Source organism: Martelella mediterranea DSM 17316, from assembly GCF_002043005.1.
Classification (GTDB): domain Bacteria; phylum Pseudomonadota; class Alphaproteobacteria; order Rhizobiales; family Rhizobiaceae; genus Martelella; species Martelella mediterranea.
Genome location: NZ_CP020331.1, coordinates 386,463 through 409,445, shown reverse-complemented (window position 1 = coordinate 409,445; position 22,983 = coordinate 386,463). Strand labels below are relative to the sequence as shown.

The 22,983-nt window shown below is 61.9% G+C and carries 18 protein-coding genes; 4 read left to right on the top strand and 14 right to left on the bottom strand.

Features of this window, described 5'->3' with window-relative positions; translation table 11 throughout:
* Positions 1-12 precede the first annotated feature (12 nt).
* The 3 genes from Mame_RS23625 to Mame_RS23615 all read right to left on the bottom strand — a co-directional run bounded on the left by Mame_RS23625 (position 13) and on the right by Mame_RS23615 (position 3,464).
* Entirely contained in the window at positions 13-912 is a 900-nt protein-coding gene (locus Mame_RS23625) for a carbohydrate ABC transporter permease (RefSeq protein WP_018064023.1), read from the bottom strand.
* 85 nt (positions 913-997) lie between these two features.
* Complete coding sequence (locus tag Mame_RS23620) at positions 998-2,239, bottom strand: ABC transporter substrate-binding protein (protein ID WP_210162236.1); 1,242 nt, start codon at positions 2,237-2,239, stop codon at positions 998-1,000.
* A gap of 70 nt (positions 2,240-2,309) precedes the next feature.
* Positions 2,310-3,464 (bottom strand): mandelate racemase/muconate lactonizing enzyme family protein, encoded by a 1,155-nt coding sequence (locus tag Mame_RS23615; RefSeq protein ID WP_033409798.1) that lies wholly within the window; start codon positions 3,462-3,464, stop codon positions 2,310-2,312.
* A 77-nt stretch (positions 3,465-3,541) separates the two neighbouring features.
* Between Mame_RS23615 and Mame_RS23610 the strand changes: the two genes are divergently transcribed.
* On the top strand, positions 3,542-4,234 hold the full coding sequence (locus tag Mame_RS23610; protein WP_018064020.1) for a GntR family transcriptional regulator: 693 nt from the start codon (positions 3,542-3,544) through the stop codon (positions 4,232-4,234).
* Positions 4,235-4,237: 3 nt separating this feature from the next.
* On the opposite strand, the gene Mame_RS23605 is transcribed toward Mame_RS23610, so the two are convergent.
* The 7 genes from Mame_RS23605 to Mame_RS23575 form a co-directional block, all read right to left on the bottom strand.
* A complete protein-coding gene (locus Mame_RS23605; RefSeq protein ID WP_018064019.1) occupies positions 4,238-5,200 on the bottom strand; it encodes an aldo/keto reductase in 963 nt (320 codons plus the stop codon).
* Positions 5,201-5,321: 121 nt separating this feature from the next.
* Complete coding sequence (locus Mame_RS23600) at positions 5,322-6,701, bottom strand: FGGY-family carbohydrate kinase (RefSeq protein ID WP_018064018.1); 1,380 nt, start codon at positions 6,699-6,701, stop codon at positions 5,322-5,324.
* A complete protein-coding gene (locus Mame_RS23595; protein WP_018064017.1) occupies positions 6,698-7,708 on the bottom strand; it encodes an ABC transporter permease in 1,011 nt (336 codons plus the stop codon). The genes Mame_RS23600 and Mame_RS23595 overlap by 4 nt, the downstream gene beginning before the upstream one ends.
* Positions 7,705-8,688, bottom strand: coding sequence for an ABC transporter permease (locus Mame_RS23590; protein ID WP_026173346.1), 984 nt, complete (start codon positions 8,686-8,688; stop codon positions 7,705-7,707). The genes Mame_RS23595 and Mame_RS23590 overlap by 4 nt, the downstream gene beginning before the upstream one ends.
* Positions 8,685-10,196 carry a sugar ABC transporter ATP-binding protein gene (locus Mame_RS23585; RefSeq protein WP_018064015.1) on the bottom strand — a complete coding sequence of 504 codons (1,512 nt, stop codon included), beginning with the start codon at positions 10,194-10,196 and terminating at the stop codon, positions 8,685-8,687. Before Mame_RS23585 ends, Mame_RS23590 begins: the two co-directional genes overlap by 4 nt.
* Positions 10,197-10,511: 315 nt before the next feature.
* Entirely contained in the window at positions 10,512-11,501 is a 990-nt protein-coding gene (rhaS, locus tag Mame_RS23580; protein WP_018064014.1) for a rhamnose ABC transporter substrate-binding protein, read from the bottom strand.
* A gap of 49 nt (positions 11,502-11,550) precedes the next feature.
* Entirely contained in the window at positions 11,551-12,351 is an 801-nt protein-coding gene (locus Mame_RS23575; RefSeq protein WP_018064013.1) for a DeoR/GlpR family DNA-binding transcription regulator, read from the bottom strand.
* A 177-nt stretch (positions 12,352-12,528) separates the two neighbouring features.
* Between Mame_RS23575 and Mame_RS23570 the strand changes: the two genes are divergently transcribed.
* The 3 genes from Mame_RS23570 (at position 12,529) to rhaM (ending at position 16,475) form a co-directional block, all read left to right on the top strand.
* The gene (locus tag Mame_RS23570; protein WP_018064012.1) at positions 12,529-14,628 is read left to right on the top strand and encodes a bifunctional rhamnulose-1-phosphate aldolase/short-chain dehydrogenase; all 2,100 of its coding nucleotides are present in this window, start codon (positions 12,529-12,531) and stop codon (positions 14,626-14,628) included.
* Between the two features lie 222 nt (positions 14,629-14,850).
* Positions 14,851-16,137: an L-rhamnose catabolism isomerase gene (rhaI, locus tag Mame_RS23565; RefSeq protein ID WP_018064011.1), complete on the top strand. Its 1,287-nt coding sequence runs from the start codon at positions 14,851-14,853 to the stop codon at positions 16,135-16,137.
* 23 nt (positions 16,138-16,160) lie between these two features.
* Positions 16,161-16,475, top strand: coding sequence for an L-rhamnose mutarotase (gene rhaM / locus Mame_RS23560; RefSeq protein ID WP_018064010.1), 315 nt, complete (start codon positions 16,161-16,163; stop codon positions 16,473-16,475).
* A gap of 87 nt (positions 16,476-16,562) precedes the next feature.
* Here rhaM and Mame_RS23555 read toward each other — a convergent pair whose 3' ends face one another.
* From Mame_RS23555 to Mame_RS23540, 4 genes are all read right to left on the bottom strand, one after another.
* Positions 16,563-18,476: a potassium transporter Kup gene (locus Mame_RS23555; protein ID WP_033409752.1), complete on the bottom strand. Its 1,914-nt coding sequence runs from the start codon at positions 18,474-18,476 to the stop codon at positions 16,563-16,565.
* Positions 18,477-18,578: 102 nt separating this feature from the next.
* Positions 18,579-21,158, bottom strand: coding sequence for a bifunctional lysylphosphatidylglycerol flippase/synthetase MprF (gene mprF, locus Mame_RS23550; protein ID WP_018064008.1), 2,580 nt, complete (start codon positions 21,156-21,158; stop codon positions 18,579-18,581).
* Positions 21,159-21,672: 514 nt separating this feature from the next.
* Entirely contained in the window at positions 21,673-22,257 is a 585-nt protein-coding gene (locus Mame_RS23545; RefSeq protein ID WP_018064007.1) for a rhomboid family intramembrane serine protease, read from the bottom strand.
* Positions 22,258-22,281: 24 nt separating this feature from the next.
* Complete coding sequence (locus tag Mame_RS23540) at positions 22,282-22,977, bottom strand: ROK family protein (RefSeq protein ID WP_018064006.1); 696 nt, start codon at positions 22,975-22,977, stop codon at positions 22,282-22,284.
* Between the last annotated feature and the right edge of the window lie 6 nt (positions 22,978-22,983).

Below are 22,983 nucleotides of genomic sequence, written 5' to 3'. Positions count from 1 at the left end.
TTGGCCCCTTCCTCAGACGTTGGCGTTGCGGTTCATGATGCGGATCTGCAGATAGGCGATCCCGCCCATCAGCGCGAACAGCACCATGGAAAGCGAGGCGGCATAGCCCGGCCTGTTCATCTGCCCCTGCTCGAGCCAGATCAGGAATTCCGGCAGCGTCGTCGCCGTGCCCGGTCCGCCGGCCGTCAGCACATAGATCAGGCCGAACATATTGGTCAGAACCCCGATCGTGGTCACCACCGCAACGAATTCGATGATCGGCATCATCGCCGGTATGATGACATAGACCCAGGTCTGCCAGAGCTTGGCGCCGTCGAGCCTTGCGGCCTCCAGCATTTCCGAGGACAGCGTCGAAAGGCCGGCCAGAAAGATCAGCAGGCTCATGCCGAAGGTTGCCCAGAGCTGCACGGTGAAGAGCGACAGAAGCGCTGTCGAGCCGCTGCCGAGCCAGTCGACGCCCTCGATGCCGAACATGCCGAGAAGCGCATTGAGGCCGCCATCATAGCGCAGCACGATGTTGAAGATCGAACCGACGATGACGCTCGAAAGCACGGCGGGAAAGAAATAGACGGAGCGGTAGAGTTTGCCCCCCGGCACCCCGACGTGAATGAGGGTTGCCAGCAGCATGGGCAGCATGATCCAGACCGGCAGCGACAGGATCAGAATGCCGGTATTGCGGGCCGCCGCATGGACATTCGGGTCAGCCGCCATCTCGCGATAGTTTGCGAGACCGATGAAGGACGCATCATTGAAGCCGGTGGAATCCGTCAGCGACAGGAAGAAGCCCCAGATCAGCGGCAGGATGCGGAAAACCAGCACCAGAATGATCGGCGGCAGGATGCAGAAATAGGCAAAGCGCCGCTCCGCCCCGAGGCGGTTTCGGCGACGTGGTGCTGTCTGGTCCTTGGCCATATAGTCTCGGTCCCGGTTGTTTTGGTCATGACTGCGGGGCCTCAGAAAAGCCCCGCAGGTCGATCGTTGAAATGAGAGGCCGCGCTCAGCCGCCGTGGGCCTTCGCCTGCACGTCGTCCATGCGGCTGGCCGCTTCTTCGACCGTGGTGTCGCCGTTCAGCAGAAGCTGGCTCTGGCGATGCCATTCGGCCAGTTCCTCCGCCGTGACGCTGGAATGCGCCGTCGGCGCGCTCTGATCGTTCAGATAGCCAAGAATTTCGATCACCGAAGGGCTTGAAAGGCTCGACGTGTCGACGACGGTGCTGGCCGGAACGACGCCCGCATCATTGACGAAGACGGCGATCGGCTCCGGATCGGCGAGCGTCGTCGCCAGCTTCTCCGCCAGCTCTGGATGTTCGCTGTCCTTGTTAACGCCGTAGCCGATGCCGCCCGAGACCGGCATACGCAGCTTGTCGAACGCCATCTCGGGTGCGGGATGGATAAAGACGCCAAGATTGTCGGCGCCCAGGAATTCGTCGAACTGCTTCCAATGCGCGACATCGGAGATCAGGCCGATGACGTTGGCGGCATCGGAGCGCATGAACTGCTCATACTCGTCCATGAACTTGGCCTGCGAATTGGCGCCCTTGTTGTACCAGCCCATCTCGCCTTCATCGACCCAGGTCTGCAGGATGGCGCTGATCTCCGGGCTCGACCATTTGAGCGTGCCGTCGGCGAAAGCCTGCTGCTGCTCATCCGTCAGCATGGAAGCGGCGAGCGAGGACAGCAGGAATTCGGCCCCGAAGCCCTCCTTGTTGCCCATGGCGAAGCAGGGGACATCGCCCTTTTCCTTGATCGCCTCGCAGACGGCGACAAGCTCGTCCCAGGTCTGCGGCGGGCTTTCCGGGTCAAGGCCGGCATCGGCGTAGAGCTCCTTGTTATAGTAGACAACGAAGCCCTGAATGGTGATCGGCAGTGCGTAGAGCTTGCCGTCCTCGCCCTCGAAATCAGCCGTTCCGACCAGGTTCTCGCTATGCGCGGACAGGTCGACAAGGGCTGGAATGCGCGCGCGGGTCTGCGCGCCGCCATGCAAGAGGAACACATCCGGCCCCTTGCCCGAGGCGAGCGCCGTTCCGAGAATGGTGTAATACTGGTCATGCGGCTGCATGACGAAATTCACCGTATCGCCTGGATTTTCGGCCTCGAACTTTTCCTTCGCTGCCTGAATATAGCTTGCGGCGGCCGGATCGCCGGACTTCCAGTCCCAGACCGTCAGTTCGGCGGAAAATGCAGGCGCCGCAATGGCGGTCAAGGCGGCAGCCGCCATGGACAGTTTCACGATATGCATCATTCTCTCCTCCCTCGTTTCGTTTCCGTCGGCTTTCGCGCATCCTCGGCACAGCCGTCCGGTCACTGGTTCAGGCCAAAGCGGCCAGGATTTTCGGCTCCGAGCCCGGCGGCACCGGACCGATGGCATCAGTCGCGACGATTTCCGGACGGGCCCATTCGGCCCGCGTGGCCTCGTTGAGCACGAGGCCGTGGCCGGGCCTTTCCGGGGCGACGAAAAAGCCGTCGCGAATCTCGAAGGTTTCGTCGACCAGGTGGTCGAAGTTCTGGAACGAATATTCGACCCATTCGACTTCCGGCAGCGCCAGCGCGGGATGCAGGCCGACCTCCAGAAAGGTGTTGCCCAGCGAGACCGGAACGCCAAGCTCGGCGGCAAGCCAACCGACATGCATGACATCGGTGATCTGGCCATGAACATTGACCATGTCGGTCGCGCCCGCCGCCATCAGCGCGCGCTTGCCGGAGGCATCGAGATATTCGCCCGAGTTGATCAGCGTGTTGGCGGTCGCCTCGCACAACATTTTCAGCCCGCGAAAATCCGAACGCAGAATCGGATCCTCGACCCAGGTAAGGCGATAGCCGAGCGCCTCGATCGCGTTGATCTTGACGAGCGCTTCCTTCGCGCCCCAGGCCTCATTGGCATCGATCATGATCTCGGCGTCGGGACGCACGGCCTTCTTCAGGAGGGCCAGCCGGTTGAGGTCCCATTCGAAATCGGGATGCCCGACCTTGATCTTGAAGGCGGAGAAGCCCTGCGCGTCGGCCGCGCCGAAAAGCTCGGTGAACTCGTGATCGCTCAGATGGAAATCAAGCCCGGAGGCATAGGCGCGGACCCGATCCTTGTGTCCGCCGCCCAGCAATTTGTAGAGCGGCATGCCAAGCTGCTTGGCAAACATGTCCCAGAGCGCGACCTGCACGGCCTCGTAGGCCGGAATGGAGGCAGCGCGCTGCTTGCCGCCGCGCGGCCGGGAAACGCGATGCACCAGCGCGCCTGCCTGCTGGCCCTCAAGGGCGGGAAACACTTCCGCGGCGAACACGCGCGTCAGCTCTTCCGCCGATGGCAGCGGGAAGAACAGCGACTGCATGAAACCGAGCCCCACCGTGCCGTCCTCGGCGATCAGTTCCAGCGCGGCAACGTTCACCTCATCGGCCCGCACCTGGCTGTCGCCGATCGGACGATGGCGACGAAACTGGTAGCGCGTGATACGAAAGCTCGCTATAGGCATGGGCATCTGGTAGACTATTCCCGATAGTTGATATATCAGATTGGAGTTGTAATATAGACAAAGAGGGAAGCAGACAAGTGGTTTCTTCCAAAAAGACAAGATCCGGCGCTGCCGAGCCGCATGGCGCAAAACGCCTCAGCGACGTTGCCTATGAGCGTATTCTCGAGCATCTTTTCGCGAAGAAGCTGCCGGCCGGCGCGTTCGTCTCGCAGAACCAGCTTGTCGAGATGCTCGATATACCGGTCGCGCCGCTGCGCGATGCATTGCGGGTTCTGGAAGTCGAAGGCGTGCTGACGATCCATCCGCGCTCCGGCATCGAATTCGTGAAACCCGGGCTGGAACTGACGCGCTCGACCTATCAGTACCGCACCATCCTCGAATGCGCGGCGGTGAAGGTGTTTGCCGAAACGGCGAGCGATGACGAGATTGCCGCGCTGCTCGCCGAGCACGAGGCGCTGTCGGAGAAGATCGGCCGGACCGGGCTTGATGCCGAGGCGCTGGCGGAGATCGAGCATCTGGAGGCGGCGCTGCATGATTCCATCATCGGCGCGCTGGGAAATCCGCTGATCAATTCCGGCTACAAGCGCATGCATCACTATCTGCGGCTGGTGCGGCTCGAACGGAAAATGACGCCGCCGCTCGCCCAGCGCTCGCTGCAGGAACATGTGGCGATCCTCAAGGCGTGCAAGGCGCGCGACGCGGATGCCGCCGAAGAGGCGGTCAAGGCCCATTTCGATGCCGCGCTCCGTCGGCATATGGGGCTCTACTGAGGGTCAGCGGATCGTCAGCGGCTGGACCTCGTCGAGGAGTTGCCGCGGCAGCGTCGTGCCGAACTGTTCCAGATTGCGCAACAGGCTTTTGCGTTTCCCGGTCCCGATCAGGATGTGCGAGACGGTTGGATGCGCCGCCGGAAAATTGATCGCGGCCTCCGGCAGGGCTAGGCCGTAGCGCCCGGCAATTTCGCCAATCGCGGCGACCTTCTCCTGAATTTCGGGCGTTGCCGGCTCATAGTTGAAATGGGCGTCAGGCCCCGGCCCTGTCGCCAGAATGCCGGAATTGAACACCCCGCCGATGACAAGCCGCGTTCCTGCGGCTTCTGCGCGCGGCAGAAGCGCCGCCTCGGCCGAGCGGTCGAGCAAGGTGTAGCGCCCGGCAAGCAGGATCTCGTCGAAATGCGCATGGTCCATCAGATCGAGACAGACCGCCGTCTCGTTGACGCCAAGGCCGAAGCCCGCGATCGCGCCTTCCGCCTTCAGCCGCTCAAGCGCTCTGAGGCCGGAACCGGTGAGATCGCGCATATGGCGCTGGTTCTCTTCGGGCCCATGGGCAAACTCGCCAATGTCATGCACATAAAGGATATCGATCCGGTCCAGCCCGAGCCGGGCGAGGCTCCGCTCATAGGAGCGCATAATGCCGTCATGACTGTAATCGAAGCGCACCTTGTGCCTGAGATGGCCGAGCGGCGGATCGGGCGCATCGTCATCGAGCGGTTCGAGCAGCCTGCCAACCTTGCTGGAAAGGGTAAAGGAGACGCGCGGCTTCTCCCGCAGAAAATCGCCGACGCGCTGCTCCGAAAGGCCAAGACCATAGAACGGCGCGGTGTCGAAACGCCGGATCCCGGCGTCCCATGCCGCCTCCAGCACATCGCGGGAATCGTCCATTGAAACCGGTTCATAAAGTCCGGCAATGGCCGCACAGCCGAAAGCGATCCGCGCCTTATGTCCTTCTTTCGCCAAAGTCGCCTCCTTAGAGATCAATTTTCCAATCTGATATATCTATCATGGGAAAATGACAAGGATCGCGCAGAACTGGTTAAAGCATTTCCGGTGAAAACCGGATCACCGGAAATGCTCCAGATCACGCCGCCTCAGGCAGTCGCTCCCGCCAGATATGCGCATAGCGGTTGAGTTCGGCAAGGCCCGCAAGAGGCTCGGGATGAGGCGTGAAGGCGGAGAATTTGACGCCGCCCACGGCAAGACCGGCCGCACCCGCGCTGGTGCCGCTGCCGGGACTTTTTTCCACCTGCCTGCCGGTGGCGGCCGACAGCATGGAGAGGTAATCATGGTTTTCGGCAAATGGCCCCTCGACGATCACCGGTCCCGAACCGCCCACCAGGTCAAGGCAGACCGCCGTCATCAGCGCCAGATACCATGACACGCCCAGAAGCCGCATGCCGGACGTCAGGTGATGCTCGTCCACCGTCCAGCCGCCGATGACGCCCTGGAAAGGCCCGGTGTCGCCGAACACGGACGGCATCATCATGATCCGGTTTTTCAGCATCGCCTTGCGATCCGCCTCGCTGACGGTCACATCCCCGCCGGGCGCGGCGAACTCGAACACGCGACCGCCCATGAACCGGGCCGAGGGCACCGGATCGCCATAGGCATTGACGTTGATCAGCGTGTCCCGGCTTTCATCGAGCGCCGGCGTATCGCCGCCGACCGCCATTGCGACAACCCATGTACCTGTTGAGACCACGCAAAAGGGCTGGGCGCGCGACCAGAGATGCGGCAGCAGCGAGGCATTGGAATCGTGAATGCCGGCAAAGACCGGGCAATCGGGTACAAGCCCCGTCTTCTTCGCGATTTCCGGCAGAACCTCGCCGAGCCTGTCATCGGCTTTGACAAGCTCTCCCATCTTGCCGCAGAGACCGAGTTCACTCACCAGCGAGGAAAAACGTCCGGAGCGCGGCGACCACAGATCGGTGTGGCAGCCCCAGCTCGTCGCCTCGCTGGCGCGACGACCGGTCAGCCGGAAGCCCCAATATTGCGGATAGGGCAGCACGCAATCGATCTCGGCGAATGCCTCGGGAAACCGGGACTTCTGCCAGAAAAGCTGCGCGCCGATATTCAGCCCCATGGCAAGCCGCGGTGAGCCTGTCTCGGCAAAGGACGGGCGGATGCTTTCATAGTCGGCGCGGGTCTCGTCCGGGCCGGCATACTCGTAGTCGAGCACTGGCAGCGCCAGCGTACCGTCCCGTTTCAGAAGAGCCGCCGTGGCACCGTGCGTGGTCACCGAGATCGCGTCGACGCCATGCGCCTGCTGAAACGCGGCGAGCGCTTCCAGGATGAAATCGAAAAGGTCATCCACCGCAAAATGCGGATAGGGCGAATACCCCGTCACCTCGTTGCGTTTCGAGCGCATATCGATTTCGCGGCCTTCCTCCAGATCATAGAGGATGACCTTGGCATTGGTCTTGCCGATGTCGATGACCGCGACCTTGCGGATTGCGCTCATTGCACTTGTTCCCGCGTGAACCGCCGGACGATCCGCGTATAAAGCACAGGCAGGGCAATGACGCCGATCAGCAACAGGCCGATGAAGATCGACATGACGATACCCGGCACATTCATCAGCCCGAAACCGAAGGTGACCAGCCCCATGATGAAGGCTGCCAGCACGACGCCGATGATCGTGCCGGCGCCGCCGAGAATGTTGATCCCGCCCAGCACCACCATGGTGACGATCTCGAGTTCCCAGCCAAACGCGATCGACGGCCGCGTCGAACCGAGCCGCGAGGTAAGGCAGATCGCCGCCATGCCCGACATCACGCCGGTCATCAGGAAAAGCAGGAATTTCACCCGCCCGACCCTGATGCCGGAAAACCGCGCGGCGGTGGCATTGTTGCCGACGGCATAGACCATGCGGCCGAAGCTCGTGAGATGCAGCAGGATGCCGAAAAGCACTGCCATGACCGCAAACAGCACGAATTCGAAGGAGATTACCCAGAACACATAGCCCTGCCCGAACCAGGCGAAATCCGATGGATAACCTGTAAAGGCCTTGTCGCCGAGGAAAACATAGGACAGCCCGCGAAACAGGCTCATCGTACCGATGGTGACGACGATCGACGGCAGGCCGAGACCGGTGATCAGGAAGCCGTTGAAGGCGCCGCACAACAGGCCGACGCCAAGCCCGATCGCCGCCAGTTCCGGCGTACCCGCGCCGAACTGAGCGGCATAGCCCATGGCGGTGGAGGCGAGCGCGATGATGGCGGCAACCGAAAGGTCGATCTCGCCGGAAATGATGACCAAAGCCATGGCAAAGGCAATCAGCGCCTTTTCGGTGAAGTTGAAGGTCGCGTCCGACAGATTCCACGCATCCAGGAAGTAAGGCGAGGCGAAACTGTTGATGATGAAGATCGCGATGACCACCACGATCAGCAGGCTCTCCCAGCTTCGCGCCATGCGGTAGCCTCGGCCGTGGAGGCGGTCTGGTACAAAGCGCTTGTCGTTGACACTCATCGCGCATGCTCCGCTTTTTTCAGGATGACGCGGCCCTTGACGCGCGAGGAACGCGCATTGACGGCGACCGCGATGATGATGACCGTGCCCGAAATCGCCATCTGCCAGAAGGGCGAGACATCGATGACCGGCAGCGCATTCTTGATGATGCCGAGGAACAGCGCGCCCAGCACCGCGCCGATCGCCGTTCCCGCCCCGCCGGCAATCGAAATGCCGCCGATGACGCAGGCCGCGACCACATCAAGCTCGAAGCCGTTGGCGATGTCGACATAGGCGACGGCATAGCGCGCGGTCCAGAGATAGCCGGCAAGACCGGCCAGCGCGCCGGCAATCAGATAGGCGAAGAAATGCGTTCGACCGACTGAAATGCCGGTATAGACAGCCGCATGGGGATTGCCGCCGACGGCATAGAAGGCGCGGCCGAGCCGGGTCATGACCAGCACCACCATCATCAACACGATGACGGCGAGCGAGAACCAGGCAAGCACCGGAATGCCGAGAAAAACGGCGCGCGGCACGGCCTTGAAAGCATCGGTCATCTCATGGGCGTTCACCCACGCTCCGCCCGTCAGAAGAAAGATCGTGCCGCGATAAATCGTCATCGTGCCGAGCGTCACCACGATCGGCGGGATCGACAGGCGCCAGACCAGAAGCCCGTTGATGGCGCCGAGCACCGCGCCGCTGAAGGTAGCGGCCACCAGCAAAAAGATCACCGGCAGGTCTGGAAAGGCGACATTCAGAAGGGCGGCAATCGTGCCCGAAAGCGCCAGATTGGCGGCGATGGAAAGATCGATACCGCGCGCGAGGATAACGGCGGCCTGGCCGAGCGCCAGAATGATCAGGATCGCCGTATCGTTATAGATCGAGACGAGATTGCGCGGGGCGACGAAGCCGGGAAAGCGCAATTCGATGGCGCCGACAAGCAGCAGGATGGCGACGAAGAGCAACGCCTCGCGATGTTTGAAAATGCGCGCCATCATGCCGCCGCCCCGATGCCGGCGGCCGCGCGCACCAGCTTTTCCGCCGACATGTGTTCGCGCGGAAACTCGGCGACGATCCGCCCCTCGCGCATGACGATGACCCGGTCGGACATGCCGAGAATCTCCGGAATTTCAGATGAGACCATGATGATGGAGAGCCCCCTGCCCGCGAGCTCGCTCATGAATGCATGAACGGCGGATTTCGAACCGATATCGATGCCCTTGGTCGGCTCATCGAGAATGATCACTTTCGGCTGGGTCGCCAACCATTTGGCGATTACCACCTTCTGCTGGTTGCCGCCGGAGAGATTGCCGACGGGCTGGTCGAGGGAAGCGGCCCTGAGATCCAGCCGCCCGGTATATTCCCGCGCCAGAGAAAACTCTTCGGCCATGCGGACAAAGCCCCTGCGCGAGACCTTGGCCAGCGATGGCAGCGTGACGTTTTCGAAGATCGGCATGGCAGCAATCGTGCCCTGTGTGCCGCGCTCTTCCGGCACATAGACGATGCCCTGCTTCACCGCCTCCGAGGGCGAGCGGATGACGGCGATCTCGTCATCGATCCGCACGGCGCCGGCCGACGGCCGGGTGATGCCGAACAGCGCCTGCATGAATTCCGACCGGCCTGCGCCGACGAGACCATAGAAGCCGAGTATCTCGCCGCGCCGGAGCGAAAAGCCGATATCCTCGAACTCGGTCGGATGACGATAGCCGGAGACCGTCAGAACCGGTTCGCCGATTGCGACCTCCTGCTTGGGGAAGACCTGATCGACCGGCCGACCGACCATCAATTCCACCAGCGCATTCTCGTCGGTCTCGGCAATCTTGCCTTCGCCTACCATCTCCCCGTCACGAAACACGGTGTATCGGTCGGCGATGCGGAAGATCTCGTCGAATTTGTGGGAGATGAACAGGATCGCCTTGCCGTCGGCCTTCAGCTTCTCGACCAGTTCGTAAAGCTCCTCGATCTCCTTTTGCGACAACGCCGCCGTCGGCTCGTCCATGATCACCACGCGGGCATCGACGGAAAGCGCGCGGGCAACGGCCACCATATGTCGGTTGGCGATGCCAAGTTCGGAAAGCCGATGGCGCGGATCGATGCGCGCACCGATACTGTCGAGAATGTCGCGGGCGCGGACGTGGATCTCCTTCCAGTCTATCAGCCCGAAGCGATTTGTCGGCGCATGGCCGATGAAGATGTTTTCGGCCACCGTCAGCGCGTCGAACAACACGGTTTCCTGGTGGATGGCGGTCACGCCATGCTCGCTTGCCGCTTCCGCCGTCGGAAAACTGACGGGCGCACCGCCGATGGTGATCTCGCCGCCATCCGGCTGGTAAATGCCCGTCAGGATTTTGACCAGCGTCGATTTTCCGGCGCCGTTCTCGCCGACAAGCGCTGTCACCTCGCCCGGATAGAGCGCAAGGGAGACATCCGACAGCGCGCGAACGCCCGGAAAGGTCTTGGTGATGCCGTCCAGCGCGATGGCGGCGTGTTGTTGTGCGTCGGGCATCGGGACCTGCCGTGTTTTGAGGGTGCCGGCCCGCCGCGATGAGCGGGCCGGATTGTTTGTGAGACGATGATTGCAGTCCACTGATGACGAAGACCTCGGCGCGAGCGCTGCAGCCATCAATCTCCCTCTTGAGGGGAGATCTCGCGAAAGCGACAGAGAGGGGTGCCGGGCATGAGCCGCAGGCTCCGAATGGGCAGAGAGGTTTCACCCCTCTCTGCCCCTGTCGGGGCATCTCCCCCTCAAGGGGGGAGATCGGGACTGAGGGCATTCCCGTGTCTGGATACCGAGACCGACGGCCTCTCAGCACGGCGAAGCTCAGAAAATGTCCTTGAATTTGTCGATGTTCGACTTGTCGTAGACGAAGGGATCGGCCATCGCCCCGGCATTGTCGTCGTCCAGCGTCAGTTCGCCGAGGCGGCCCATGGAAAGCTCGGCGCCCGGTTTGGCTTCGGCCCCTTCGATCAGGTCGTTCGACAGCATGACAGCGGCATAGCCGAGGTCGATCGGGTTCCAGATGGCGAAGGATTTCGACGCGCCGTTTTCGACATAGGCCGCCATTTCGGACGGCAAGCCGAGGCCGGTGACGTTGATCTCGCCGATCTTGCCCTCATCGGTCACGGCCTGGGCTGCGGCGACGATGCCGACCGAGGTCGGCGCGATGATCGCCTTCAGGTCCGGATAAGACTGGATCAACCCTTGCGTCTCGCGATAGGACTTGTCGAACAGGTCATCGCCGTAAACCGTGGTAACGACCTCGATCCCCGGGTAATCGCCCTTCACCTTTTCCATTTCCGCGATCCAGGTGTTCTGGTTCGTGGCTGTCGCCGACGCGGAAAGCACCGCTACCTCGCCGCCATCCGGCAGATTGTCGGCGGCAAGCTTGATGATCATGTTGCCGATCAGCGGATTGGACGACGGGTTGAGATGAACCATGCGGCCCTCGGGGGCAACGCCGGAATCCCACGACACCACCTTGATGCCGCGCTGCATGGCGCGTTTGAGCGCCGGCACCAGCGCGTCCGGGTCATTGGCCGAAATCGCGATGGCGTCGACCTTCTGGGCGATCAGCGAATTGATGACGTCGATCTGGCCTTCGGCGGTCGTGTCGGTCGGGCCGGTATAGATCAGCTCGACACCGCCGATTTCCTTGGCGGCTTCCTCGGCCCCTTCGGCGGCGGCCTCGAAAAAGCCGATGCCAAGCGCCTTGACCACCAGCGCGATCTTCTTGTCGGCGGCGTTGGCGCCCTGCGCCACGAGCGCCGTGGAGAGCAGGGCCCCCACGAGAACTTTCTTCAAAATGCTCATCTTTCTCCTCCGGTTGATGAACGGGGTTCTGGCTGACCTCCTGTGAGCTTCAGCCGGAACCGGTTTCCTCCATTGCCTGCGCATCGGCGATGATCACCGAAACGCCGGCCTCCTCCAGCATGCGGACGTCGGACGCCTGCAGCCCGGAATCGGTAATCACGGTCGAAATCCGCTTGAGACCGCACAGGATCAGGCTCGACCGCTGCTTGAACTTCGACGAGTCGACGAGAACCACGAGCTCCTCTGCCTGGTCGATCAGCTTCTGCTCGGCCTGGATCAGAAGCGGGTCGGCCTCCATCAGACCGAGCGGGCCGATCCCCTTCGCGCCCATGAACATGCGCTTCGCCCAGAAATTACGGGTCACATCGTTTTCGAACGGGCTCAGGATCACATTCTGCTCGCGATAGATCACCCCGCCCGACAGCATCACCGTGTTCTTCGAATGCTTCAGAAGATGTTCGGCAATCGGGAAGGAATTGGTGAAGATCTGAAGTCTGCGGTTGGCAAGGTGATGGACCATCTGAAACGTGGTCGTGCCGCCGTTGATGATCACCGAGTCGCCATCATCGCAAAGCGCCACGGCCGCCTTTGCGATCGCCTGTTTCTGCCGGACATTCATGGTCTGGTTGACGCTGAAGGGACGCCCCGCAAGGCCGACGAATTGCGGCGGGTTCAAGGCTTCGGCCCCACCGCGCACGCGTCTCAGACGCTTGGCCACATGCAAAGCGGCGATATCACGCCGGATCGTCGCCTCGGAGCTCTCCGTCAGGTCGACGAGCTCCGCCACGGTCACGACCGGCTTTTCCTGTACCGCTGACAGGATGATGCGATGACGCTCTTTTTCGTGCATGGCCCCTCACTTTTCGACAGAGTTCAGCGAATTCCCATCAATGTCAATCAAAAATAATCATCTTCTATCTAATATCGTTATTTATGATCGAACTTGATCGTTAATGATTGACAATACCGCCTTTCGCATGGATTTTGCCGGGGAAGAACCAGCCGAAAGGCCCCGAAGGAGGAAACAATGGCGAATGACACCCGGGCCGCCCGGCTCGAAAACCTGTGGGATGACGGCAAGGCGACCGGCATGAGCGAATCCGAGCTCCTGCTCTATCGCTCCAATCTCCTGGGCTCCGACAAGCGCATCACCAATTACGGCGGCGGCAACACGTCGGCCAAGGTAATGGAAAAAGATCCGCTCACCGGCGAAGAGGTCGAGGTGCTCTGGGTCAAGGGCTCGGGCGGCGATGTCGGCACCATCAAGATGGATGGTTTCGCCACGCTCTACATGGACAAGCTCAATGCGCTGAAAGGGCTTTACCGCGGGCTCGAGCATGAGGACGAGATGGTGGGCTACCTCCCCCACTGCACCTTCAACCTCAATGCCCGCGCCGCTTCCATCGACACGCCGTTGCATGCTTACGTACCGAAAAAACATGTCGACCACATGCATCCCGACGCGATCATCGCCATTGCCGCCTCGGTGGATTCACAGGTCCTGACGCAGGAAATTTTCGGCGGCGAGATCGGCTGGCTGCCCTGGAAACGGCCCGGTTATGAACTCGGCCTCTGGCTCGGCAGGTTCTGCGAAGAAAACCCGGATGCGCGCGGCGTCATCCTCGAAAGCCATGGCCTTTTCACCTGGGGCGACACCGCGAAGGAAAGCTACGAGACCACGCTCGAGATCATCAACAAGGCGATGGACTGGCTCGATACCAGGATTGATGGCCCGGTCTTCGGCGGGCCGAAGGTGAAGACGCTGCCGGCAGAGGAGCGCCGTGCGATTGCCGAAAAGCTGATGCCGAAGATCCGCGGCATGATTTCCGAGACCGAAGGCAAGCTCGGTCATTTCGACGACCAACCGGCCGTGCTCGAATTCGTCGGCTCCAACCGGCTTAACGAACTGGCAGCCCTCGGCACCTCCTGCCCGGATCATTTTCTCCGCACCAAGATCCGTCCGCTGGTCGTCGATTTCGACCCGGAGAACCCGGATATCGACAAGACGGTTGCCGGCCTTCCCGACGCAATCGCCGCCTACCGCAAGGACTACGCCGCCTATTACGAGCGCTGCAAGCACGCCAATTCCCCCACCATGCGCGACCCGAACGCCGTCATCTATCTCGTGCCCGGCGTCGGCATGATCTCGTTCGCCAAGGACAAGGCGACGGCCCGCATCTCGGCGGAATTCTACGTCAACGCGATCAACGTCATGCGTGGCGCCTCGTCCGTTTCCGCCTATCAGGGCCTTTCCGAACAGGAAGCCTTCGACATCGAATACTGGCTTCTGGAAGAGGCGAAGCTCCAGCGCATGCCGAAGCCGAAACCGCTGGCCGGCAGAATAGCGCTCGTTACCGGCGGCGCGGGCGGCATCGGCAAGGCAACCGCCTTCCGGCTGGCCAGCGAGGGCGCCTGCGTGGTGCTTGCCGATATCGATGATGCGGCGCTTGAGATTGCCACAGCGGAGCTTTCTTCGGTCTTCAGCAAGGATATCGTGCGCGGCGTTCACCTGAACGTCACCGACGAGGCCGAAGTCGCGAAGGGTTTTGCCGATTCGGTGGTCGAATTCGGCGGGCTCGATATTCTGGTCTCCAATGCCGGCCTCGCCTCATCCGCCCCCGTCGAGGAGACGACGCTTGCTCTCTGGGAGAAGAACATCTCCATTCTGGCGACCGGTTATTTCCTGGTCTCGCGCGAGGCCTTCCGGCTGTTCCGCTACCAGAATGCCGGCGGCAATGTCGTCTTCGTCTCCTCGAAGAACGGCCTCGCCGCCTCACCGGGTGCGTCGGCCTATTGCACCGCCAAGGCGGCCGAAATCCACCTGGCGCGCTGCCTGGCGCTGGAAGGGGCCGAGGCCCAGATCCGCGTCAACACCGTCAATCCGGATGCCGTTCTGCGCGGCTCGAAGATCTGGACCGGCGAGTGGAAGGAACAGCGCGCCGCCGCCTACAAGATGTCGACCGACGAACTGGAGGCGCATTATCGCGATCGTTCCATGCTGAAGCGCTCGGTATACCCGGAGGATATCGCGGAAGCCATCTACTTCCTCGCCTCCGACATGTCGGCGAAATCGACGGGCAACATCATCAATGTGGACGCCGGCAACGCAGTGTCGTTTCCACGGTAGGGGTAGAAGGGCTTGCCGCATGGTCGATCTCCCCCCTTGAGGGGGAGATGCCCGGCAGGGCAGAGAGGGGTGAACCCTTTCGGTGAGCACAGAGATTGCGGCTTGTGCCCATACCCCTCTCTGTCGCTTTCGCGACATCTCCCCCTCAAGGGGGGAGATTGATGGCGGAGACATCTTGGGGAAAACGAATTCAGCAGGCCCGGCCTGCAACGGGAGGAAGACATGGAACGGATGATCGATAGCGACGTGCTGGCCGCGGAGAACGAGAAACGGGCAACCGCGCTCGAGCAGGACTACAACACGCTCGGCGAGCGGCTCGCGCGGCAGGGCATCGCCATAGACGACGTCACGGCAAAGGTCGCCGGCTACGGCGTCGCCGTGCCGTCCTGGGGCGTGGGCACCGGCGGCACCCGCTTTGCCCGGTTCCCCGGCGGCGGCGAGCCGCGCGGCATCTTCGACAAGCTCGAAGACTGCGCGGTGATCCATGAACTGACCCGCGCGACGCCGACGGTTTCGCTGCATATTCCGTGGGACAAGGTCGACGACCTTTCCGAACTCCGCCAGAAAGGCGAAAGCCTCGGCCTCGGCTTCGACGCTATGAACTCCAACACCTTCCAGGACCAGCCGGGACAGGACCATTCCTACAAATACGGCTCGCTCTCCCATACCGATGCGGCGACACGCCAGCAGGCGATCGACCACAACATCGAATGCATCGAAATCGGCAAGGCGCTCGGCTCCAAGGCGCTGACGGTGTGGATCGGCGACGGTTCAAACTTTCCCGGACAAAGCCATTTCACCAGGCAGTTCGAGCGCTATCTGGAGGCGATGAAATCCGTCTATGCGGCGCTGCCCGACGACTGGCGGATCTTCACCGAACACAAGATCTTCGAACCGGCCTTCTATTCCACCGTGGTGCAGGACTGGGGCACGAACTACCTCATCGCCAGGGAGCTCGGGCCCAAGGCCTTCTGCCTCGTCGATCTCGGCCACCATGCGCCGAACGTCAATATCGAGATGATCGTCGCCCGCCTGATCCAGTTCGGCAAGCTCGGCGGCTTCCACTTCAACGATTCGAAGTATGGGGATGACGACCTCGACACCGGCTCGATCGACCCGTTCCGGCTGTTCCTGGTGTTCAACGAACTGGTGGATGCCGAAGGCACGGAGGGTTTCGATCCCGCCCATATGCTCGACCAGTCGCACAATGTCACCGACCCGATCGAAAGCCTGATGCGCTCGGCCATCGAAGTCCGCCGCGCCTATGCGCAGGCGCTTCTGGTCGACCGCGCCGCCTTGTCCGGCTATCAGGACGAGAATGACGCGATGATGGCATCCGAAACGCTGAAGGACGCCTTCCGCATCGATGTCGGCCCGATCCTCGCCATGGCCCGCAGACAGGCCGGCGGCGCCATCGATCCGATCGCGACCTATCGCGCGGCCGGCTATCGCCAGAAGGTCGCCGGCGAACGCCCGGCCGTCACCGGCGCCGGCGGTGGTATCGTGTGAGCGGCGACGAAGCGGAGAAGAGCATGGAAACCATCGCATTCCGCATGAACCTCAACCGTGGCCAGACGGAGGAATACAAGCGCCGCCATGACGAGATCTGGCCGGAGCTCGCAGCCCTCCTGAAGGATTCCGGCGTCTCCGACTATTCGATCTGGCTCGATGAGGAGACCCATCATCTGTTCGCGGTGCTGAAGCGCAGCGACGATCATCGGATGGATGCCATCCCCGATACCGAGATCGCGCAGCGCTGGTGGGCCTTCATGGCAGACATCATGGAGACCAACCCCGACAAATCCCCGGTTCAGGTGGAACTGAAGAAAATGTTCCATCTTGACTGACAGCGCCCGTTCCGGTTTTTCCGGAACGACGGCGTCCCGCGGTTTTCCTCCATAAAGCGCTGACGGGGAAATCGGTCCGCTGGTCTGTCAGATTTCTATCTGCATGCCGAGCTCGACCACTTTTTCAGGCGGCAGTTTGTAGAAAGCCGTCGCCCTGACAGCGTTGCGCGTCAACACCGCAAACAACTTCTCCTGCCAGCGGCGCAGGAAGGAGGCATCCTGAGAGGGAATGATCGTCTCGTGCCCGACGAAATAGGTGACGTGATCGAGATCGAGGCTGTCGTCGATCTCGCCGAGAAGCCTGAGCGCGACCGGGATATTCGGTGACTGCATGAACCCGTAATGCGCGTGCACCACCGAGAAGTTCTGCCCGAGATCCTTGACCTCGAGCCGCTGACGGGCGTTGACCTTCGGCACCTCCTCGCTCTCGACATGCAGGAGAATGATCCGCTCGTGAAGCACCGGCAGATGCCAGAACTGGTGCAGGAGCGCCGGCGGCACGTGCGGCAGCGATGCCGTCAGGAAAACCGCCGTGCCAGGGACCCGCGGGACGTTCTTGTGACGGAGGTCGTCCAGGAACGCATCCATATATTGTCCGTTCCGGTTCAGATAGGTGATGAGCCTGCCCCGCCCGGATGCCCAGGTCCGCATGATGACGAAGATGCCCGCCCCGACCGCCAGCGGAAGCCACCCGCCCTCCATGATCTTGAGGCTGTTGGCCGCGAGAAAGGTCAGGTCGATCAAGGCAAGACAGAGTATGAGCGGCAGGACGAAGCGGGCTTTCCACTTCCACCGGTAAACCATCACGAAATAGAGCAGGATCGTGGTGATCACCATGGTCGTGCTGACGGCAATGCCGTAGGCCGCCGCGAGGTTCTCCGAACTGCGGAAGGCCAGCACCAGCGCCACGGTGGAAACGGCCAGAAACAGATTGATCGCGGGCACGTAGATCTGTCCGGTCTCTTCCGCGGAGGTCTGACGGATCTCGACCCGGGGAAACTGCCCGAGCTGGACCGCCTGGCGGGTCAGCGAAAAGGCCCCCGAAATCACGGCCTGGGAGGCGATGATGGTCGCGGCCGTCGCAAGCAGGACCAGCGGAATGCGCAAGAAGCCGGGTGCCAGGCCATAGAAGGTCTGTCCCGCATGGGCGCTGTCGGACAGCACCAGGGCGCCCTGCCCGAAATAGTTGATGACGAGGCAGGGAAAGACGCAGGCAAACCAGGCAAGCCTGATCGGCGGGCGGCCAAAATGGCCCATATCGGCGTAAAGCGCCTCACATCCGGTGACGGCAAGGAACACCGCACCCATCACCATCGCCGTGACCCCCGGCCTCGCGATGCCGAATTCCACGGCATAAAGCGGACTCAACGCCTTCAGCACGACGGGGTGCTGCATGATCTGCGCGAGGCCAAGCAGAGCGATCACCACGAACCAGACGAGCATGACCGGTCCGAACAGCACCGCGACACGGGCCGTGCCGCGCCATTGCACGGAAAAGAGCCCGAGCAGGATCACGATGGTGATCGGAACGACAAAGTCGGAGATCGTCGGTTCGATCGTCTGGATGCCTTCGACCGCGCTCAGCACGGAAATCGCCGGCGTGATCATCCCGTCGCCATAAAGAAGCGCGGCGCCGAACAGACCGATCACCAGCAGAACGCCTTTACCCCTGCGCGATGCTCCGCGCCAGGGCTGGAGAAGGGCGAGAAGCGCCAGAACCCCGCCCTCGCCATTATTGTCGGCGCGCATGACCAGCAGCAGGTATTTGAGCGAGACGACGATCACCAGCGACCAGACGATCATCGACAGGATGCCGAGCACCGACATCTCGTCCGGCGTCGCCCTGCCGAGCGCCGTGCGGAAGGCATAGAGTGGGCTCGTGCCGATATCGCCATAGACGATGCCAAGCGCCGAAACCGACAAAGCTGCCAGCCCCGCCGGCTGTTTTTCGTCCTGCCCAGTCGCCAACGCCCCGCCTCCCGAGAAATACGCGCGCCCCATTCGACGCGGTTTTATGATGGTTTCAGATTTTCCGCGAATATCCAATGGAAGGCGAGACAAACATGTCACGGGCCGCAACGGCCCCGCCTCCGAACCGGCCGATCACTCGTCGTCTTCCTTGCCTTTGGCGCCGCGCGTTATCGCGCCGCGAAGCCCGCCGCTGACGAGCGCGTTCACATCATTGGCGACCAGCAGCGGATCGATGCCGCCCCAGGTCATGAGATAGCGCGAGCGCCAGTCCGGCGCGAACTTGTCCTTGTAATCGCGCAGGCCCGCGAAATTGTAGAAATGGCCGCCAAGCCGGGAGACGGACCCCGCCACATGTTCCCAGATTCTCGGGTGCCGAGAGGAATCCAGCCCGCTCAACGGCGCCATTCCCAGCGAGAATTGCCGAAAGCCTTCCTGCTTGAGAGCGAGCATCAGCGCGACGAAAAGAAAATCCATGGTGCCAGACGGCGCGCTGGAGGCGTGGCGCATCAGATCGATGGTACCGACTTTTCGTGTCGAGGTTTCGAAGATATTGGCGAAGGCGACGACCCGGCTTTCCTTGCGCACCAGCGCCAGCCGGAAGTTCTGGAGATAGTCCTCGTCGAAACGGCCAAGGGAGAACCGCTTTTCCCGCACATGTTTCTCGCCGAGCCATTCGTCCGAGATCACTTTCAGTTCGGCCATCAAAGCCGCAGAATGGGGCGGCGAGGCGATCTCCATCGTCAGGCCGTCGCGGGTCGCACGGTTATAGGCCTGTCTCAGCTTGCGCCGTTCCGGTCCGTCCAGGGCAAAGGTTCCGAGATCCACCACGGCCTCCTCGCCGAGCTTGCTCGGCATGAAGCCGGCATCGACAAAAATTGCCAGGTCGTCGGCCGCGATCTGGTAGAAGGCCGGCCGGCAATTGGCTCGCTTCGCCTCGGAGACGAAGGCATCGATCAGTTCCGCGGTCGCATTTTTCTGTCCGACAGGAGGGCCGAGAGCCACGAAGCTGCGGCCATGGCGGCCATACATCACGAAGGCACTCTGATCATCCGAAAACAGAAACAGCTTGTCTCCCGACAGGGCAAAATTCGCATCGGGATCATCCTGACGGGCAATCAGCGAACGCAGGAGAGCGAGATCGGCTTCGGAGCCTGACGGCGAGGCCCCTGCCCTTGGCCTCAGCGCGAGGAACAACAGCACGATCAGCGACACCGAAACGCTGATGCCGGCCGTGCGCAACGCCCGCGGCATGTTTGCGTCGAATGCGAACTGCCACCAGCGGGAATGGGAATATTCGGCATCCTGCTGGGCGAACAGGAAAAACAGGACAACGCAAATGGCAAAACCGGCCCAGAGCGCAAGCGACGTCATGGAGTGCTGGCCGGCCGAAAGCGGCGTCCTGCGATCGAAACGATCCCGTGAGACCCATAGCACCGCCGCCAGAAAGGCAAGCGCGAAAGCGAGACCGAAATCGAGCCGCTGAAGGAGCAGGGAAATCACGGCGAGGCCCAGGATCGCTATCGCCATGTAGAAGGCGCTGCGCGAGCGCGCCCGCAAACCATTGGCAAGCACGATGAGAATGCCGCCGGTCACGCCCATGATCACGTTTGAAAACTCGAAGAGGCCGAGCGGTACCGCCGGCTGCAACTCCTCCAGAATGGGTTTCGGGATCGGGATAATGCCATCGAGGATGAGGATAAGCCCCGCAAGAAAAGCCAGGCCGGCGGCGACGGAGGGCATCAGGGAGGTCAGGGAAGATAGCACCGAGAACGCGCTCAACGCCTTGCCTCCCGGCCTTGTCAGCGGCGCTGCTCTTTCGCGGATCTCCACCCCGACAAGGATCAGAACGCCGGCCATGAGCGGCAGGAGGTAGTAGATGATCCGGTAGACGAGCAGCGCCGCGGCGACGCCTGCCGCCTGATCCGACACGGTTGCGAATGCGCCAAGGATGACGGCCTCGAAAACGCCGACGCCGCCCGGAACGTGACTGAGCACCGCCGCGACGGCAGCCGCGGCAAAAACCGCAACGAAGGTCGGGAAGGTAACGACCGCCGATGCGCCGGACGGCAACAGGATATAGAGCGTTGCCGCCGCGAAGATGATGTCGAGGAGCGAGAACAGAATCTGAAGCGCCGCATCGCGGGGCGGCGGCATGACAAATCTGAAACGGCCAAAGCCGATCGGATGCCGGGCAACCGAACTCCAGGCGACGCCAATCGTCACCACTGCGAAGGCCGCAAGCGCCGCGACCCTGATCGTTTCGGCCGACAACGGAACGAAGTGCTCGATTGCCGCCGGATGCCAGGCAATCGCCGCCAACCCGATCACGGTGACGCCCACACCGAACGCCATGGCGCAATAGCTCGAGACCACGGTGATATCGGCAAGGGAAAGGCCAAGGCCGCGATAGAACCGATACCGGACGGCGCCGCCGGACAGGACGGCAAGCCCGATCGAATTGCTGAGCGCATAGGCGGTAAAGGAGCCCAGTGACAAGGTCGGAAGGGGAACCCCTTTGCCGACATAGCGCAACGCCGACCAGTCATAACCGATCAGTGCCGCATAGCCGCCGGCGGTGGCCAGCACGGCAACAAGCAATGAATGTGTCGGCGTCAGTCTTATCCGGCTGATGACCTCGGAAATCGTGATCCCGTGCAATGCCTCATAGACGGCGAATGCGCCGAGGCCGAACAGAATGAACGTGGCCAGCACAGGTCCGAACTTCCGGACGAATGAGACGGCTCGGCGCTTGGCCGGTATGGGTTGTTCGCCTTCAGAAACCATGGATGACCCGACAAAAAGGGCGGCCCGAAGAACCGGCCGCCTCACCGTTCGGAATCGTAACGTGCCGACGACGAATGGTCAATTTGCCAAGGCCGCTTCGTCCGCGGCCGGAGGGGCTCCCGTTTGGACAGCTTCATCGCGCCTGGGCATATGCATCGGGTCGCGACCGGGCTTATACCAAGGATCAGTGATTAGAACCCATATGACCGGAGCGATTTTGAAAGCCGGCTAGGCGAAAACCGCAGTCGTAGCCATAGCTACGGCGAGGATTTTCAACGACGCAGGCTTTCAAAATCGCCCGGCCCTAAAAGGGTGCGGCTGGAATGGCCCCCGAGGGCGTCAAAATCCTCGCGCGATGCTCAAGCATCGCTCTGCGGTGTTTTCCTACTCGGATGGCCATTCCAGCGCGCATCATATGGGTCCTAATCACTGATCCTTGGTATTACCTCCCCGACATTCTGAGTTGCGCCAATCCCAGCAGAAATCCGAGCCACAGGGCGATGATGTGGCCGATGTCGGCAAGCGGATCGAAAGCAAACGCAATCTTCAGCCCGATCATCAGGAGAATGGCTGCCAAAAGCGGAAACCGCCAGCGCATGCCGGTCACGGCAAGTCCTATAAGCCCGAACCCGCCCAGCGACATGCCGACATCATGCGCCGCCGACAGGCCGGTGGTGTCCGGCCACAGGGCAACCCCCAGCAACAGCAGGCCAGATGCCGCAAGATCGAGGGAGAAGAACAGGACAAGGGTCGAGACGCTACCCCGCTTCCGTTCCGTATAGCCCAAAATGGCGGCCGCGAAGAGAAGCTGGCGGACCAGCATGCCCCGGTCGTGAGAAAGAAAAGTGGCCGTCACGAATCGCCAGACTTCTCCGGACCACACGGCATCCTTGCCGATGCCCCAGTCTGCCAGAGCGTTCGCCGGCAATTCGCCGGAAAACGTACCGGCCAGGGTATTGGCGACGAGCATGACCGCCAGAAACGCCAGCGTGAAACGAAAGCGCCAGAGTGTGAGGTTGATGGGCAAGTTTTCAATCCGCTCCTGAACGGGTCAGACCGTCAGGCTGTCATCCTGCCAAAGGCGGAAACCGCCGTCGAAAGCCAGCGTGTTGTCGCCGCGGCGGCACTTTGGCGGCAGTTCATCCAGCTTGACGACATTGCCGCCGCCAATGACGATATAGTCCGGCTCCAGCGCCGCCGTCAGCGTCTCCACGACATCATGCACCTTTTCGCGCCACTTCTTCTTGCCGTGTTTCTCGCGATATGCCTCGGCAACATAATGCTCGAAGCTGTTGCCCTTGCGGTAAGGGAGATGGGCGATCTCCATGGGCTGGGCGACATTCTCCACGATCATGGCTGCGCCCAGACCGGTGCCAAGCCCCAGAAACAGCATGCGGCCGCCCTGATAGGACCCCAGCGCCTGCATCAGCGCATCATTGACGATGCGGACCGGGCAACCGAAGGCCTGGCGGTAGTCGAAGCCGACCCAGCCTTCGCCGAGGTTCGCCGGCTCGGCGATCGGCTTGTCATGGACCACCGGTCCCGGATAGCCGATCGCGATGACGTCGTAATCGAGACCCTCCGCCATCGTCTTGACCGCCGCCACCATCTCGGCGGCGGTCATCTCTTTTCCGCTGTCGGCCTTCCGCTCCGGGCCGCCGGCGCTGGAGCGGATCTTGACGTGGCTGCCACCGATATCGATGGCGAGAACGCGGCGCTCGCTGCCTTTCAGATTGGTCTGTTCCATATCTCG